The organism is Mycobacterium sp. RTGN5 (genome assembly GCF_033804465.1).
In the GTDB taxonomy this organism is placed as follows: domain Bacteria; phylum Actinomycetota; class Actinomycetes; order Mycobacteriales; family Mycobacteriaceae; genus Mycobacterium.
This window is the reverse complement of record NZ_JAPZLA010000002.1, coordinates 270528-286142: the sequence shown is the minus strand read 5'-3', so window position 1 is coordinate 286142 and position 15615 is coordinate 270528. Positions and strand designations below refer to the sequence as shown.

Here is a 15615-nt window from a genome sequence, read left to right as displayed (position 1 = left end):
ATGACCGCCGATACGCGAGAAGTCCACGAGTGGTTCCTGGGCCGGGGTCTGCCGCTGGTGCTGACCCGACGGGTGCGCTCGCGGGCCTTGATCGTGCGCTCGGCGCCGGTGGTCAGCGGCATCGGAGCGTTGATCGCCGTGACGGCCTTGATCGCCGATTTCAGCGACGGCAGCGCCGAGGTCGGCACCGTCGTGCGGTTGGCGATCATGGCCGTGGTGCTGACCGCGGCGCCCTTCGTTCTGTACCTGCTGCACCAGGCGGGAACGACGCGCAGTGAGGCCGGGCGGCGCAGTGCCGCCCTGGTCGTGATGGCGTTGTTCGTGATCGGCTTCCCGCTGGCCGACCGCGGGTGGACCGGCCTGACGGCCGCCGAGGTCGCCGGTTTCGGCATCGTCGCGGTCGTTGCGGTGTGGCTGACCTATCTCGGCATCGGGTCGATTGTCTTGTGGGCGTTCCGGTTTGCCTGGGTGCAGTTCGGTGCGCTCGGGACGTTGATGAGCCGAGCGCTCCCCCTACTGATGCTGACCGTTGTGGTGTATTTCACCGGTGAACTGTGGCAGTTGTCGGCCCGAATGACCCGCGAACGACTCTGGCAGACAATCGGTTTCCTCTCGCTGGTGGCAATCGTGTTCATGGTGGTGACGATTCGCGACGAGGTGAAGGCGCTGCGCGATGATCGCTCCGGTCAGCGCGACACCGCGACGCTGCTGGCCGACACCCCGCTCGCAGGAGAATCCGACCCGGCCCGCACGCCACTGTCGTTGGCCGAGCAGGCGAACGTCGTTGCGGTGATGGTCGTCGCGCAGGCGATCCAGGTGGTGTTCTTCACCACCGGGCTGTTCGCGTTTTTCCTGGCGCTGGGAACGATCGCGATCCCCGACGACGTCACCGTGTTGTGGTCGTCCGAGCAGTCCTGCCCCGTTGGCGAACCGCCCTGTGCCGGAACATGGTTCGGTATCCACGTCCCGATCCCCCAGACCGTGGTGCACACTTCACTGTTCGTGGCGGTGCTGTCCGGGTTGTACTTCACCGTCAGCACCAGCGTCGACCCGCTGTACCGGCAGCGGTTCTTCGACCCGTTGATCGCCGATGTCGCGGTGAGCCTGGCCGGCCGCGACGCGTATCTGGAGATGGAGACAGGCGATGACAGAGCGCAATGACGTGTTCGATCGGCGTTACGGGGAAGTGCTGCTGGTCACCGCGGGCGAGGACGGCCCGGAAGCCAGCGTCTACTGCAGCTTTCCCCTCAACGACTGCCCCGCCGAACTGTGGGACAAGCTCGACGCCGAGGCGATCGCCAAGGAACACGGCGCGATCGCGGCACTGTTGAACGGACCGCGGCACTGGCTGATGAGCAGCATCGAGAAGGATGCGCAGGGACAGCCGGACACCAAGACCTTCGGCGGTATCGACATGATGCGGCAGGCCACGGTCAAGCTGTCGTCGATGAGTCCCGCTCCGTACAGCGTCAACCAGGTGGATCGCAAAACGGTGTTCAATTTCGACGCCGGGCGGCCGGTTTTCGAGCTCGTCGACCCGCAGGGGCGGCGCTGGGTCATGCAGACCTACAGCCAAGGCGTCGACGCCGGCCTCAGCGTCGCCAGTCTGCCGGACCTGGCCGCACGCCTGACACTGCCGGACGGCTGGCGCTATGAAACCCGCACGCTGACGGAGCGGCTCAGGGTGGACACCACGACCCGAGACGCGCACGTCACCCAGGACAATTTCGCCAACAGCTACTCGCTTGAATTTTGAATTCATTACTGTAATTTTGAATTCAAATAGTGCCCTGTAACAAACTTACGCGGACGACGATATCGCTCCCGTAAGGCGTTTCTTCCCATAAACTGCGGCGATATTGCGCAGCCAGATTCGGCAGAAGCGCAACTTCGGGGTAAAGGAAACCGACATGAAGAAATTTCTGATCACTGGTATTGCCGCACTGGGACTTGGCATGGCACTCGCCGCACCGGCCGCTGCCGACCAGGACTCGTTCATCAAGGTGCTCGCCAACGACGGCTGGACCGGGCCGGCCGCTACCGCGGTGGCCGTGGGACAGCACATCTGCAGCGACATCGCCGCCGGCGTGCCCCAGGCGACCACGATGCAGACGATCTCGGATAACACCACCGACGGCGTCGAGCCGAAGGATGCCGCGTTCTTCTACAGCGCAGCAGCCACGAACCTCTGCGGGCACTGACGTCGAGGCGACCTGGGGCCAGTGCGCCTAGAGGTACTGGCCCAGGTTGCTCTCGGTGTCGATGGCGCGGCTGGCACTCGAGCTCTTGCCGGTGACCAGCGTGCGGATGTAGACGATCCGCTCGCCCTTCTTGCCCGAGATCCGCGCCCAGTCATCAGGATTCGTGGTGTTGGGCAGGTCCTCGTTCTCGGCGAACTCGTCGACGATCGAGTCGAGCAGGTGCTGGATCCGCAGACCCCTCTGCCCGGTCTCCAGGACTGACTTGATCGCATACTTCTTGGCCCGGTCCACGACGTTCTGAATCATCGCACCCGAGTTGAAGTCCTTGAAGTACATGACTTCCTTGTCACCATTGGCGTAGGTGACTTCCAGGAAACGGTTGTCGTCGATCTCGGCGTACATCCGGTCGACGACCTTCTCGATCATCGCCCTGATGCACAGTCCGCGGTCGCCGCCGAATTCGGCCAGATCATCGACGTTCACCGGCAGATCTTCGACCAGGTACTTGCTGAAGATGTCCAGTGCCGCTTCGGCATCCGGCCGCTCGATCTTGATCTTCACGTCCAGGCGGCCGGGCCGCAGGATCGCCGGATCGATCATGTCCTCGCGGTTGGAGGCACCGATCACGATGACGTTCTCCAGCCCCTCCACGCCGTCGATCTCGGAGAGCAGCTGGGGCACGACCGTCGTCTCCACGTCCGAGCTCACGCCGGTACCCCGGGTGCGGAAGATGGAGTCCATCTCGTCGAAGAACACGATGACCGGCGTTCCCTCGGAAGCCTTTTCGCGGGCCCGCTGGAAGATCAGCCGGATGTGGCGCTCGGTCTCGCCGACGAACTTGTTCAGCAGTTCCGGGCCCTTGATGTTGAGGAAGTACGACTTCGCCTCGCGAGCATCGTCGCCACGCACCTCGGCCATCTTCTTGGCCAGTGAATTGGCAACAGCCTTGGCGATCAACGTCTTACCGCAGCCGGGCGGACCGTAGAGCAGCACACCCTTGGGCGGGCGAAGCGCGTATTCGCGGTAGAGGTCCTTGTGCAGGAACGGCAGTTCCACGGCGTCGCGGATCTGCTCGATCTGCCGGGTCAGGCCACCGATGTCCTCGTAGCTGACGTCGGGCACCTCCTCTAGGACCAAGTCCTCCACCTCGGCCTTGGGGATGCGCTCGAACGCGTAGCCGGCTTTGGTGTCGACCAGCAGCGAGTCCCCGGGGCGCAGCCTGCGCGGGCGCTTGTCCAACTCGGCTTCAGTGAGGCCGGCCGCGATCTCCGGCGGCAGATCTTCCTGGGTGACGAGCGGTTCGGCCAGCCACACGATGCGTTCCTCGTCGGCGTGGCCGACCACCAGCGCGCGGTGGCCGTCGGCAAGGATTTCGCGCAGGGTGCTGATTTCGCCGACGGACTCGTAGTTGCCGGCCTCGACCACGGTCAGGGCCTCGTTGAGGCGGACCGTCTGGCCTTGCTTCAGCGACTTGACATCGATATTGGGCGAGCAGGTGAGCCGCATCTTGCGGCCCGAGGTGAAGACGTCGACGGTGTCATCGTCGTGGGCAACCAACAGAACGCCGTATCCGCTCGGCGGTTGACCCAGCCGGTCGACCTCCTCGCGGAGCGCGAGCAACTGTTGGCGGGCTTCTTTGAGGGTGTCCATGAGTTTGGCGTTGCGCGCCGCCAGGGAGTCGATGCGGGCCTCGAGCTGATGGACGTCACGAGCACTGCGGGCGCTGCCTTGTCCCACTGCGTTCTCCAGCTGCTCACGAAGGACCGACGCCTCTCGGCGCAGCTCCTCGAGTTCGGCAGCATCCTCGCTCGACAGTTGGGGGTCTTGTGCCTCGCTCATGTTGCGCTCCTCTCCCGCACCCGAGAGTTGGTGCGGCGGATACCTCAACGCTACCGGCCGATCCTCGATCATGTGCGTTCGGGGAATTTCGACACACTGGCAACACTGTTAATCTTTCTAACGAGTCGGGTCGAACGAGAGGACAGCCGTGACTGTAAAACTGCTAGCCACGGGCATTGCCGCCGCCGCGATCGTCGGCGGTGCCGCCGCCGGTGTGACGTCGGTTGCATTTAGCTCGCCGATGGCCCCGGCGGTTCAGCCCGTCGTCTTCGGCGCACCATTGCCGCAGGCGCCCGCTCCTGAGCTCCAAGGCCAGCTCGTAGCCACCCTCGACGGCCTCCAGGGCGGCGGATCGTTCTCGGGCGTCAAGGCCTCCTACATTCAGGGCGGCCTGGGGCGCATCGAGGGCATCGGCGCAGACCGGGCGTTCAACAACGCCTCGGCCAAGGGGTTGTTCCCGCTGAGCTTCAATGTGGTGGATATCGATCAGGAAGGCCCGACCGCGACGGCTAACGTCACCGCGACCGCGGCCAACGGCCAAACCGCCACCCAGAACATTCAGTTCATTACGGGCCCGAGCCCGACCGGTTGGCAGCTGACGAAGCAGTCGGCCATGGCGCTGATGTCCGGCGCCAGCTGAGTCGCCACTGGATGCGTTATCCCCCGTTCGGAGTTCTGAGCGCCGTCACGATCGTGGCGGCGCTCAGCCTCTCGGGGTGTTCTGAGCACGTCGAGTCGAAGTCGACTCAGAGCCCGTTCGAGCAGTCGTCGACGTCGTTGGCACCGGCGGAGCCCACCGCGGCGGCCTTGCCGAGTCCCGACGCGCTGACCGACGTGCTCTACCGGATGGCCGATCCGGCGGTCAAAGGCTCCGACAAGCTGCAGCTCGTGGAGGCCACCACGCCTGACGATGCCGCGACCATCGACACGTTCGCGGCGGCGCTGCGCGACGGCGGCTTCAGCCCACTGACGTTCACCGCCAGCGAAATTCGGTGGTCGGATCGCCAACCGGGTGACGCCCTGGCTTCGATCAACGTCACGACGTCGAATCCCGCCAACCCCGGCAACTTCACCTTCCCGATGGAGTTCCGCCAGGACAAAGGCGCCTGGCAGCTGTCGCGCGAGACGGCGAACATGCTGCTGGCCTTCGGCAATGCCAGAGGCGGCGCCAGTCCCACCAGCCCGCCCGGCCCCAGCCCGATCCCGACCCCGCCACGCTGAATGTGGATCGGCTGGCTGGAATTCGACGTCCTGCTCGGTGACGTCCACTCGTTGAAGGACAAACGGGCCGTCGTGCGCCCGATCATTGCCGAACTGCGGCGACGATTCACGCTCTCCGCCGCCGAGACCGGCTCCCCCGACCTGCACCGACGAGCCGGCATCGGGGTGGCCGTCGTGGCCGGCGATCGCGCGCACGTCGTCGAAGTGCTCGACGCCGCCGAACGGTTGGTGGCCGCGCGTCCCGAGGTCGAGCTGCTCTCGGTGAGGCGCGGGCTACACCGCAGCGACGACTAGCGCTGGGCTATCAGGCCGGCGCCTGGCGCTTGCGGCGTAGCGGGGTGGGTGTGACCGTGCCCGGGGCAAGCCGGCGCGCCGAGATCAGGAACGCGGTGTGGCCACGCATGTTGTGCTGCGGGCGTACCGCGAGGCCGACGACGTTCCAGCCGCGCTGCAGCGACTCCCAGGCCCTCGGTTCGGTCCAGCACTGCTGTTCGCGCAACAGCTCAACGGTTTTGGACAGCTGAGTCACGGTCGCCACGTAGATCATCAGTACGCCGCCGGGGATCAACAGCCGGGCGACGGTGTCGAGCACGTCCCACGGCGCCAGCATGTCCAGCACGACCCGATCGACGGAGGCCTCGGCAAGGTCGGAGTCGACGATGTCGCCGATGATCAATCGCCAGTTCTCCGGTTGCTGCCCGAAAAACGTCGCAACGTTGCGCTGGGCGTGCACGGCGTGGTCGTCACGCACCTCGTACGAAATCACCTCGCCGCCGGGGCCGACGGCACGCAGCAGGGAGCACGTCAGTGCCCCCGAACCGGCTCCGGCCTCCAGGACCCTGGCGCCGGGGAAGATATCGCCCTCATGGACGATCTGGGCGGCATCCTTGGGGTAGATGACCTGGGCGCCGCGCGGCATCGAGAGCACGTAGTCGATGAGCAACGGCCGGAGCACCAGAAACGCGTCGCCGTTGGTCGACTTGACCACACTGCCCTCCGGCAGGCCGATCACCGTGTCGTGCTCGATCGCGCCGCGGTGAGTGTGGAACTCGCTGCCCGGATTCAGCAGCATCGTGTAGTGACGCCCCTTGGGGTCGGTGAGCTGCACGCGGTCCCCGATGACGAAGGGACCGGTCGTTCGCGGAGTGGCAGCGTCGTCGGTCACAGCCGTTCAGCCTGCCACAGCCGACTCACCGTGCGACGTGCCGTCTGCTTGTCGGGCAGGCGTCTTAAGCTGCGACTTATGTCTGATCAGGCGGATCGACCGCGTCCCGCGCTGTCGCCGTCGCGGGCCGCCGATTTCAAGCAGTGCCCGCTGCTGTACCGCTTCCGGGCGGTCGACCGGCTTCCTGAGCCGCCGTCGACCGCGCAGCTGCGTGGATCGGTGGTGCACGCCGCCCTTGAGCAGCTCTACGGCATGCCGGCTGCGGAGCGTGGCCCGCAGACCGCGTTGTCGCTGGTCGATTCGGCCGCCGACCGGGTACTGGCCGAGCACCCCGATCTCGCGGACGGCTTCACTGACGAGCAGCGCGCCACGTTGCTGACCGAGGCGCGGGCCTTGCTGACCGGCTACTACCGGCTCGAAGATCCGACCCGGTTCGACCCGCAGAGTTGCGAGCAGCGCATCGAGGTCGAGCTCGCCGACGGCACACTGCTGCGTGGCTTCGTCGACCGGATCGACGTGGCCGGCACGGGCGAGCTCCGGGTCGTCGACTACAAGACCGGCAAGGCGCCGTCCGCGGCGTGGGCGATGGCCGAGTTCAAGGCACTGTTCCAGATGAAGTTCTATGCCGTGGCACTGCTGCGCTCCCGCGACGTGCTGGCGACCCGGTTGCGGTTGATCTACCTGGCTGACGGCCAGGTGCTGGACTACACCCCCGAGCTCGACGAGTTACTGCGCTTCGAGAAGACGCTGATGGCGATTTGGCGGGCGATCCAGTCCGCCGGCGCCACAGGAGATTTCCCACCGAAGCCGTCGCGGCTGTGCAACTGGTGCAGCCACCAGTCGCTGTGCCCGGCCTACGGCGGCACACCGCCGCCCTACCCGGGCTGGCCCGTGGAGCTGGGTGAGCCGGCCGCGTGAGCAGTTATTTCCGGCGACTGGGTACTGACGGCGACGCCCAGCTCTTCGCGTCCACCGACCACACCCGCAGCAACTGGACACCCGAAATCCAGCACGGCTCACCACCTTTGGCGTTGTTAACCAAGGCCATCGAAGAGATCATGAGCGACGGGATGCGCATCGGGCGCCTGAATCTGGACATCCTTGGCGCCATCCCGGTGACCGAGGTGCGGGTGCAGGCCAGGGTCGACCGGCCCGGCAGCCGTATCGCGCTGCTGTCAGCCGAGATGTCCGCCGCGCGCCCGGACGGGCAACAGCGAGCCGTGGCCCGGGTCAGCGCATGGGCGCTGGCCACCTCGGACACCGCCGACGCGGCGACCGACCGCTACCCACCACTGGTCGAGGGGCCGACCGCCCCGCTGGAACTGCACTGGAAAGATGCCGGCGGCTACATCGATTCGGTGCAGTGGCGGCCGCAATACAACAAGTCCGCAGGGGCAACGGTGTACTGGATAAGGCCCGGTGCCAACCTGGTCGACGACGAGCCGACGACCGCGCTGCAGCGGCTGGCAATGGTGGTCGATTCCGCCAATGGCATTGGCGCAGCGATTGATCCGCAGAAATTCATCTACATGAACACCGACACTGCCGTCCACCTGCACCGAGCACCGACCGGCAGCGATTTTGCCGTCCGCGCGCGTGGGTCGATCGGCCCGGACGGCATCGGCGTGACAACGGCCGAGCTCTTCGACCGCGACGGGTACATCGGTACCTCCGCGCAGACCCTGTTGGTGCAGCGCCGCTAATATTCGCTTGCGCGTATATACGGCAGATGTAATACTGGCGGAGTGGACGTCTTTGAGGCGATCGCCGAACCGAGTCGCCGGGTGCTGCTGGACACCCTGGCGTCGGGAGATCGCACCGCCGGTGAACTCGTTGCGGCACTGCCGGATTTGACCCAGCCCTCGGTGTCGCGACACCTGCGCATCCTGCGCGAGGTCGGCCTCGTCGAGGTCCGGCCCGATGCCCAGCGCCGGATCTATGCGCTGCGCGCGGACGGCTTGGTCGCCATCGACAGCTGGATCGAGCAGTACCGCGAGTTCTGGACCAGTCACCTCGACGCCCTCGAACGACACCTGAACGACGCACAGGAGGACTCATGACGACCCGTGAGGGCCGCATCAGCATCGAGAATGATCGGGCCGTACTGACTTTCGAGCGCCGGTTGCCGCATTCCATCGAGCGGGTGTGGGCAGCCATCACCGATCCGGCCGAACGCGGCCAGTGGATGGGTGACACCACGATCGACGGCCGCGAAGGCGGCACCGTCGAGATGGTGCCCGCCGCACCGCCGATTCCCGCCGAGAACAAACGGATGACCGGACGAATTCTGGTCTGGGACCCGCCGCATGTATTCGAGCACGAATGGAATCAGCGGATCGTCGAACCCGGCGTCGTGCGGTACGAGCTGCAGCCCGACGACTCCGATCCCCCGGGCACCCTGTTGCGGTTCAGTCATCGCGGACTCGGAGTCCGTAGCGCCAACGGTTTTCGGCCCGGCACCCATGCCTATCTGGATCGCCTGGAGGCCCACCTGTCTTCCACCGAGATACCCGACTGGGAAGAGCGGTACCGCGAGGTGGCCGAGAGCGCATACGGCGGGCAAGGATGGTGACGCCCCGGGTCGTGGTGGCATACCACTCGGGCTTCGGCCACACCGCGACCCTGGCGCGGGCCGTCGGACGCGGAGCCGAGTCGACCGGCGCGGCCGTGCAGCTGATCGCCGTCGACGCCGTCGGCGATCGGGATTGGGTGGCGCTCGACGCCGCCGACGCCATCATCTTCGGCTGCCCCACCTACATGGGCAATGTGTCGGCGGGCTTTCAGGCCTTCGCCGAGCGCACCGGCAGGCGCTGCATGGAGGGCACCTGGCGCGACAAGGTCGGCGCTGGTTTCACCAACTCCGGCTCCAAGGCCGGGGACAAGCTGCAGACCCTCAGCGCCCTGGCCGTGTTCGCCGCCCAACATCACATGCACTGGGTCAACCTTGGCCTGACGGCGGGGTGGAACACCAGCGGCGCAAGCGAATTCGAACTGAACCGACTCGGCTTCTGGCTGGGTGCCGGGGCCTCGACCGACGTCGACGCCGACTCATCGGCCGTGCACGATGCCGACGCACGGACCTGCGAGCACCTCGGACAACGCGTCGCCACGGTGACGGGTCAGCTCCTGGCCGGACTCGCGTCGGCGAGCACCACTAGCTGAGCGGGGTCATCTCCTGCAGCATCGTCGGCACCAGCTCGCTGACGGTCGGGTGGATGTGCATGGTCCGCGAAATCGCGGTGTAGGGCCTCTTGGCCGACATGATGTCGAGGATCGAATGAATGACCTCGTCACCACCGACACCGAGGATGGCCGCACCGAGGATCTCTTCGGTGTCGGCGTCGACGACGATCTGCATAAAGCCTTGTGTCTCACCCTTTTCCACCGCACGGCCGACCTTGGTCATCGGCCGCTTGCCGACCAGCGCCCGCCGCCCCGAGGCGCGGACCTGCGCGACGGTCATGCCGGCGCGGCCCAGCGGCGGGTCGATGTAGAGGGCATAGGTGGGCACGCGGTCGCTGACCCGCCGCGGGTCGTCATCGAGCAGGTTGGCGGCCACGATCTCGAAGTCGTTGTAGGAGGTGTGGGTGAAGGCGCCCTTGCCGTTGCAGTCCCCCATCGCCCAGATGTGCTCGGCGCTGGTGCGCAACTGGTCGTCGACGACGATGTAACCACGGCCGTCGACCTCAACTCCCGCCAGCTCCAGTCCCAGGTCATCGGTGTTGGGCTGACGCCCCACGGCCACCAACAGGTGTGAGCCGGCGATGGGCTGCGCACCGTCGGACGGGGTCACCTCGAAGCCGTTGTCCCGCTTGGTGAATCGCAGACCGTCAGCCCCGGTGATGACGGTGATGCCTTCGGCGGTGAGGATGTCTTCGATGGCCGCCGAGACGTCCGCGTCCTCGCGTGGCGTCAGGCGCGGACCCCGCTCGAGCACGGTGACCCGAGCGCCGAACCGGCGATACATCTGGGCGAATTCCAGTCCGATATAACTGCCACCGACGATGATCAGATGCTCGGGCACCGTGTCGAGTTCGAGGATGCCGACATTGGTCAGGTAGTCGATGTCGGACAGGCCGGGCAGATCCGGCACCACCGCGCGGCCACCGACATTGAGGAAGATCCGGTTGGCCGTCAGCACGTCGTCGCCGACACGGATGGTGTGCGGATCCTCGAAGCGGGCGTGGCCGCGGATCAGCGTGCCGCCGGGCATCCCTTCGATCCACGACTCGACGCCGCTGCGATCCCCGAGCACGATTCCGTCCTTGCGCGCCTTGACCTTTGCCATGTCGATGGACACATCGCCGGTCGACACCCCGTAGTCGGCCCCTCGGCGTGCACTGTGGGCGGTGTGCGCACTGGCGACCAGCGTCTTGGTGGGGATGCATCCGGAGTTGACGCACGTTCCGCCCACGAGTTTGCGCTCGATCACCGCGACGGTCTGGCCCGCCTCCGTCAGTCTTCCGGCCAGTGCCGGACCGGCCTGCCCCGCGCCGACGACGATCGCATCGAAATGGGTTGCCGTCACAGCAGGCTGGTCAGGTAGACGACCAGGAATCCACCGCCCACCGCGATGACATCCTCGGCGATCGCGACCGGCAGGTCACGACCGCCGTTGGCGGCCACCAGCCGCGAGCGTGCTTCATAGCCGCCAAGGGTGCCCAGCACGGCACCGATGATGCCGGCGCCCACCGAGCTGAACGTGTGAAAGAAGGCACTGCCGATGACCGCGCCGGCGAACGCACCGGTGAGCAGACGGGTGGCGAACTGGGGAGTGCTCTTGCGGCTGGGTGTCTTGGGCAGCTGATCGGTGACGAGCTCCACGAACAGCAGCACGGTCAGCACCGTCACGGTGATCGGGTGAGCCACCCACTCCGACCATTTGTTGCTGACGTCGATCCACCCCAGAAACGCTCCCCAGGCCACCACTGCGGGGGCCGTCAGGGCACGGAGACCGGCGACCACGCCGATCAGCAGGGCCAACAACAGAACGAGAACGTGCGTCATGGCGGTCCTTCGGGCCGGCGGAAACTAAAGGGACGCTAACACGCAGTCGCGCCGCGGGCCGGGCCAACGTCAGAAGCGGCAGAACCTGATGTCGGAAGCCAGAATCGCCTTGGCCCCGATGGCAGCGAGCTCGTCCATGATCGCGTTCACCACACGCCGCGGCACCAGTGCGCGCACCGCCACCCAGTCCGGATCGGCCAGCGGCGCGATGGTCGGCGACTCCAGGCCGGGAGTGATCTTGGTGGCGCGATCGAGTAGCGAACGCGGGCAGTCGTAGTCGAGCATCAGATACAGCTGGCCGAACACCACACCCTGTACGCGCGCGGCCAATTGGTCGCGTGCGGCCCGGTTGGGATCGTCGCCGTTGCCGGCCCGCTCGATCAGCACCGCTTCCGAATCACACAGCGAGTCACCGAAAGCCACCAGATCGTGCAGCCGCAACGTGCGTCCGGAGCCCACCACGTCGGCGATCGCGTCAGCCACACCCAGCTGCACCGAGATCTCGACGGCACCATCGAGCCGGATGACCGTCGCTTCGATTCCCTTGCTAGCCAAGTCTTTCCGGACCAGGTTCGGATAGGCGGTGGCAATCCGCTTGCCGGCCAGATCCGCGACGGTCCACTCCCGGCCGGCCGGGGCGGCGTAGCGGAAGGTGGAGGACCCGAAGCCGAGGGCCAGCCGCTCGTCCACCGGGGCGTCAGCCTCGGCGGCCAGGTCCCGGCCGGTGATGCCGAAGTCGAGCTGACCGGAGCCGACGTAGATCGCGATGTCCTTGGGCCGCAGGAAGAAAAACTCGACCCCATTGACCGGGTCGATGACGGTCAGGTCCTTCGGGTCGGTGCGGCGTCGATAGCCGGCCTCCGACAGGATCTCGGCGGCGGATTCGGAGAGGGCGCCCTTGTTGGGGACGGCAACACGCAACATGGCAGTCACCTAGAGCTTTCGGTAGATGTCGTCGAGGGTCAGGCCGCGCGCGACCATCAGCACCTGAGTCCAATACAGCAGCTGGCTGATCTCTCCGGCCAGGGCCTCGTCGGATTCGTGCTCGGCGGCCAGCCACACTTCACCGGCCTCTTCGAGGATCTTCTTCCCGAGGGTGTGCACGCCGGCATCGAGCGCGGCGACGGTGGCGCTGCCCGCGGGTCGAGTGCGGGCACGCTCCCCCAGTTCAGCGAACAAATCCTCGAAGGTCTTCACGGCCTGCGATTGTTCCATGCGGGCCGACGCGCCGTCACGGCGGTTTCCGGTCAGGGACTAGTCTGGCGTCTCGTGCGAGGATCCCGGGCAACGACGATGGTGGGTGCCGTCGCCCTCGCACTCACCGCCTGCTCGAATCCGATCGTCACCACCAGCGAGACCGGCCAGCAAACGGCGTCGGCGACTCCTACGACATCTTTAGTGCGGCCCAGCAACGACAAATTGGTCAATGCGTTCGACTATTACACCAGGACCGACGACGTCCGCTCGGGCTACTACTTCACCAGCCCGAGCGGCAGCTGGCGTTGTGTGATCGTGCCCCGCACGTGGGCCGGCTGTCAGTCGAGCACCGGCACCGGACGCATCGGCGTCACGGGTGCGCCTCAGACCGTGACCGACGAGGCCGGGCAGAACGTCGCCCCCAACTCCATCGTGGTGCGCACACTCGACGACCCTCAATTCGCCGCGGTGCCCGCCGATCAGGTCAAGCAACCGTCGGGGACGACGAAGACCTTGCCGTTCAACAAGATCCTCGCGGCCGCCGGATTCCACTGCAACACTCAGCAGGACGTCGGCATCTCCTGTGTGAGCGAGCAGACCGGCAAGGGGTTCACGTTCTCGAACACCGGGGTGAGCTGGCAGTACACCGACGTGCCCTAGCGGGTCAGGCTGGCGCGGATTTGTCCACGTGCAGCACCTCGGCGTGCATGTCCTCCAGCGAGACGCCCTTGGTCTCCATGACCCACTTCCACACGAACACTCCCGACAGGATCGCGCACAGCCCGTAGAAGCCGTACGCCAGACCCAGGTGCTCACGCAGTCCGGGGAACGTCACCGTGATCAACCAGTTCGCCGCCCACTGGCCGGCCGCGGCCAGACCCAGCGCGGCGGCCCGGATGCGGTTGGGGAACATCTCGCCGAGCAGCACCCAGACCACCGGACCCCACGACATCCCGAACGCGACGATGAACAGGTTCGCCGCGATCAACGCAATCACGCCGGAGGCACCCGGAAGGCTCGGCTTTCCATCGGCGCCGAGGACGGCGTTGGCGAAGATGATCGACATCGTGATCAGCGTGACGGCCATACCCGACGAACCGATGAGCAGCAGCGGCTTGCGCCCGATCTTGTCGATCAACGCGATGGCAATCAGCGTCGTCGCCACGTTCACGATCGAGCCGATCACCGTCCACTTCGCCGAATCGTCGGGGCTGAACCCGACGGCCTGCCACAGCACGTTGGAGTAGTAGAAGATCACGTTGATGCCGACGAACTGCTGGAAGACGGACAGCCCGAGGCCGACCCAGACGATGGCGTAGAGGCCACCGGTCGGCTTCTTGAGGTCACGCCACGATGGCTTGTCTTCGCGCTCGAGGGTCTCCTGGATCCGGCTGATGGTGATCTCGAGGTTCTTGCCGCCAAGCAGCGTGGTCAGCACCTTGCGAGCTTCCGGAATCTTATGAGTGGCAACCAGATAGCGCGGGGACTCCGGGATGGTGAACGCAAGCAATCCGTAGACGATTGCCGGCACCGCCATCACGATGAACATCCACCGCCAGGCGCCCATGCCAAGCCAAAGTTCTTGCTGCGCAGTGCAATCCTTCGCCGATCCACATGCGATGCGCTGCAGCACCCAGTTGATGGCAAAGGACAGGAATATGCCGGACACGATCGCAAGCTGCTGCAGTGAGCCCAGCCGGCCCCTGATACTGGGCGGGGAGGTCTCGGCGATGTAAGCGGGTGCGATCACCGAAGCGATGCCGACGCCGATGCCGCCGATGACCCGGAAGGCCACGATCCACCAGATGCCTGCCGACCCCATCGAGTCCGGCCCTGGAGCCAGACCGGTGCCGATGGCGCTGATCAGGAAGAAGATGGCGGCGATCTTCATCACCGCGATGCGGCCGATACGGTCGGCGATCCGGCCCGCCGTCATCGCGCCCGCAGCGGCGCCGAGAAGCGCGGAAGCCACGGCGATTCCCAGCTCGATGTCACCGATACCGTAGATCTTCTGGATGGCGTCGTTCGCGCCGTTGATCACGGCGCTGTCGTAGCCGAACAGCAGGCCGCCGAGTGCGGCGACCGAGGCAATCCTGACGGCGCTCTTGCCCGACGAGAAATCGTCGTCGCTAATCACCGACGTCGAGTCGTCGGCCGGGGGACCCTGACCAGCCATGAGGCTTCCTTTCGCAACACTGCGTGAGGTCTGTCTGTCGAGTTCCACGATTGCACAATTGAGTGCCGCGATCGGGCAGTATCGCCCGACGAAATCAGCGGTTCAGGCCGAGCGTTCGCCGAGGCCGAGCTGCAAGTCCGCGTAGATCTGCCGCAGCTGCGGCAGCCTCAGCTCAGCGAGCGACGACGCGTGGTGCCGGCGCGGGGAGTCGGGTACCTCGACCTCGTTGGGCACCACCAACACCGGGCAGCCCGCCGCTTCGGCGGCCGCGGTGCCGGTGACCGAATCCTCGATCGCCAGGCAATCACCTGCGGGCACACCGAGCAGTTCGGCTGCACGCAGGTAGACGTCGGGGGCGGGCTTGCCTTCTGGCACCTCGTCACCGCAGACGGTGACCGAGAAATATTGTCTGCCAATGCTATTCAGCGCGTTCTCGGTCAGTTCTCGGCGGGTGTTGGTCACCAATGCCATCGGCACGCCGGCGGCCAGGAGCGCGTCGAGCAGTTCCCGGGCACCGGGGCACCACGGCAGCCCGGTCGTGAACAATTCACCGACATAGTCGTGCATCCAGTCGGCAACCTCGGCCATCCGCTCCGGGTCCGGGTCCAGACCCAGATCGTCGAACACGATTCGGATCACGCCGTCGGCCGAACCGCCCACCGTGGCATCGCGGACCTCGGGGGCCAGCACTCGGCCATACCGGGAGTACAGCTCGTTGATCGCGACGTCCCACAGCTTTTCGGAGTCGACGAGGGTGCCGTCCATATCCCACAAGACCGCTCGCACCGCACGATTGTGCCATGCAACAT

The 15615-nt window shown here is 66.1% G+C and carries 20 protein-coding genes; 12 read left to right on the top strand and 8 right to left on the bottom strand.

The window, feature by feature from the left end:
- From SLQ31_RS13960 to SLQ31_RS13950, 3 genes are all read left to right on the top strand, one after another.
- Entirely contained in the window at positions 1 to 1161 is a 1161-nt protein-coding gene (locus SLQ31_RS13960) for a hypothetical protein (RefSeq protein WP_319433525.1), read from the top strand.
- A complete protein-coding gene (locus SLQ31_RS13955; RefSeq protein ID WP_319433523.1) occupies positions 1145 to 1756 on the top strand; it encodes a hypothetical protein in 612 nt (203 codons plus the stop codon). The genes SLQ31_RS13960 and SLQ31_RS13955 overlap by 17 nt, the downstream gene beginning before the upstream one ends.
- A gap of 154 nt (positions 1757 to 1910) precedes the next feature.
- Positions 1911 to 2201, top strand: a complete 291-nt coding sequence (locus SLQ31_RS13950) for a DUF732 domain-containing protein (protein ID WP_319433521.1) — start codon at positions 1911 to 1913, stop codon at positions 2199 to 2201.
- A gap of 27 nt (positions 2202 to 2228) precedes the next feature.
- Here the strand turns inward: SLQ31_RS13950 and arc are convergent, their stop codons facing one another.
- Positions 2229 to 4040 carry a proteasome ATPase gene (gene arc, locus SLQ31_RS13945; protein WP_319433519.1) on the bottom strand — a complete coding sequence of 604 codons (1812 nt, stop codon included), beginning with the start codon at positions 4038 to 4040 and terminating at the stop codon, positions 2229 to 2231.
- Between the two features lie 148 nt (positions 4041 to 4188).
- Here arc and SLQ31_RS13940 point away from each other — a divergent pair, with 148 nt between their 5' ends.
- Genes SLQ31_RS13940 through SLQ31_RS13930 form a run of 3 tightly spaced genes read left to right on the top strand, consistent with a single transcriptional unit; the run spans position 4189 to position 5555 of the window.
- Entirely contained in the window at positions 4189 to 4680 is a 492-nt protein-coding gene (locus SLQ31_RS13940; protein WP_319433517.1) for a hypothetical protein, read from the top strand.
- Positions 4681 to 4691: 11 nt separating this feature from the next.
- Positions 4692 to 5261, top strand: coding sequence for a hypothetical protein (locus SLQ31_RS13935; protein ID WP_319433515.1), 570 nt, complete (start codon positions 4692 to 4694; stop codon positions 5259 to 5261).
- Positions 5262 to 5555, top strand: a complete 294-nt coding sequence (locus tag SLQ31_RS13930) for a DUF503 domain-containing protein (RefSeq protein WP_319433513.1) — start codon at positions 5262 to 5264, stop codon at positions 5553 to 5555.
- A 10-nt stretch (positions 5556 to 5565) separates the two neighbouring features.
- On the opposite strand, the gene SLQ31_RS13925 is transcribed toward SLQ31_RS13930, so the two are convergent.
- Complete coding sequence (locus SLQ31_RS13925; protein WP_319433511.1) at positions 5566 to 6426, bottom strand: tRNA (adenine-N1)-methyltransferase; 861 nt, start codon at positions 6424 to 6426, stop codon at positions 5566 to 5568.
- Between the two features lie 78 nt (positions 6427 to 6504).
- On the opposite strand from SLQ31_RS13925, the gene SLQ31_RS13920 reads away from it, so the two are divergent.
- From SLQ31_RS13920 to SLQ31_RS13900, 5 genes are read left to right on the top strand one after another with little or no spacing between them, the layout of a single operon-like run.
- Positions 6505 to 7344, top strand: a complete 840-nt coding sequence (locus SLQ31_RS13920) for a RecB family exonuclease (protein ID WP_319433509.1) — start codon at positions 6505 to 6507, stop codon at positions 7342 to 7344.
- Positions 7341 to 8129, top strand: coding sequence for a thioesterase family protein (locus SLQ31_RS13915; protein WP_319433507.1), 789 nt, complete (start codon positions 7341 to 7343; stop codon positions 8127 to 8129). The genes SLQ31_RS13920 and SLQ31_RS13915 overlap by 4 nt, the downstream gene beginning before the upstream one ends.
- Positions 8130 to 8171: 42 nt before the next feature.
- Entirely contained in the window at positions 8172 to 8486 is a 315-nt protein-coding gene (locus SLQ31_RS13910; protein ID WP_319433505.1) for a metalloregulator ArsR/SmtB family transcription factor, read from the top strand.
- Positions 8483 to 8998: an SRPBCC family protein gene (locus SLQ31_RS13905; protein ID WP_319433503.1), complete on the top strand. Its 516-nt coding sequence runs from the start codon at positions 8483 to 8485 to the stop codon at positions 8996 to 8998. The genes SLQ31_RS13910 and SLQ31_RS13905 overlap by 4 nt, the downstream gene beginning before the upstream one ends.
- Positions 8992 to 9588: a flavodoxin family protein gene (locus SLQ31_RS13900; protein ID WP_319433501.1), complete on the top strand. Its 597-nt coding sequence runs from the start codon at positions 8992 to 8994 to the stop codon at positions 9586 to 9588. Before SLQ31_RS13905 ends, SLQ31_RS13900 begins: the two co-directional genes overlap by 7 nt.
- On the opposite strand, the gene SLQ31_RS13895 is transcribed toward SLQ31_RS13900, so the two are convergent.
- The 4 genes from SLQ31_RS13895 to SLQ31_RS13880 all read right to left on the bottom strand — a co-directional run bounded on the left by SLQ31_RS13895 (position 9581) and on the right by SLQ31_RS13880 (position 12648).
- Positions 9581 to 10954 (bottom strand): FAD-containing oxidoreductase, encoded by a 1374-nt coding sequence (locus SLQ31_RS13895; protein ID WP_319433499.1) that lies wholly within the window; start codon positions 10952 to 10954, stop codon positions 9581 to 9583. The two genes, SLQ31_RS13900 and SLQ31_RS13895, sit on opposite strands and share 8 nt — an antisense overlap.
- On the bottom strand, positions 10951 to 11433 hold the full coding sequence (locus SLQ31_RS13890) for a DUF4126 family protein (RefSeq protein WP_319433497.1): 483 nt from the start codon (positions 11431 to 11433) through the stop codon (positions 10951 to 10953). The genes SLQ31_RS13895 and SLQ31_RS13890 overlap by 4 nt, the downstream gene beginning before the upstream one ends.
- A 69-nt stretch (positions 11434 to 11502) precedes the next feature.
- Positions 11503 to 12357, bottom strand: a complete 855-nt coding sequence (gene hisG, locus SLQ31_RS13885) for an ATP phosphoribosyltransferase (RefSeq protein WP_319433495.1) — start codon at positions 12355 to 12357, stop codon at positions 11503 to 11505.
- 9 nt (positions 12358 to 12366) lie between these two features.
- Positions 12367 to 12648, bottom strand: coding sequence for a phosphoribosyl-ATP diphosphatase (locus SLQ31_RS13880; protein ID WP_319433493.1), 282 nt, complete (start codon positions 12646 to 12648; stop codon positions 12367 to 12369).
- Between the two features lie 54 nt (positions 12649 to 12702).
- Here SLQ31_RS13880 and SLQ31_RS13875 point away from each other — a divergent pair, with 54 nt between their 5' ends.
- The gene (locus SLQ31_RS13875) at positions 12703 to 13290 is read left to right on the top strand and encodes a hypothetical protein (protein WP_319433491.1); all 588 of its coding nucleotides are present in this window, start codon (positions 12703 to 12705) and stop codon (positions 13288 to 13290) included.
- A 4-nt stretch (positions 13291 to 13294) separates the two neighbouring features.
- On the opposite strand, the gene SLQ31_RS13870 is transcribed toward SLQ31_RS13875, so the two are convergent.
- Positions 13295 to 14806: a sugar porter family MFS transporter gene (locus SLQ31_RS13870; RefSeq protein WP_319433489.1), complete on the bottom strand. Its 1512-nt coding sequence runs from the start codon at positions 14804 to 14806 to the stop codon at positions 13295 to 13297.
- A gap of 102 nt (positions 14807 to 14908) precedes the next feature.
- Positions 14909 to 15592 carry an HAD family phosphatase gene (locus SLQ31_RS13865; protein WP_319433487.1) on the bottom strand — a complete coding sequence of 228 codons (684 nt, stop codon included), beginning with the start codon at positions 15590 to 15592 and terminating at the stop codon, positions 14909 to 14911.
- Positions 15593 to 15615 lie beyond the last annotated feature (23 nt).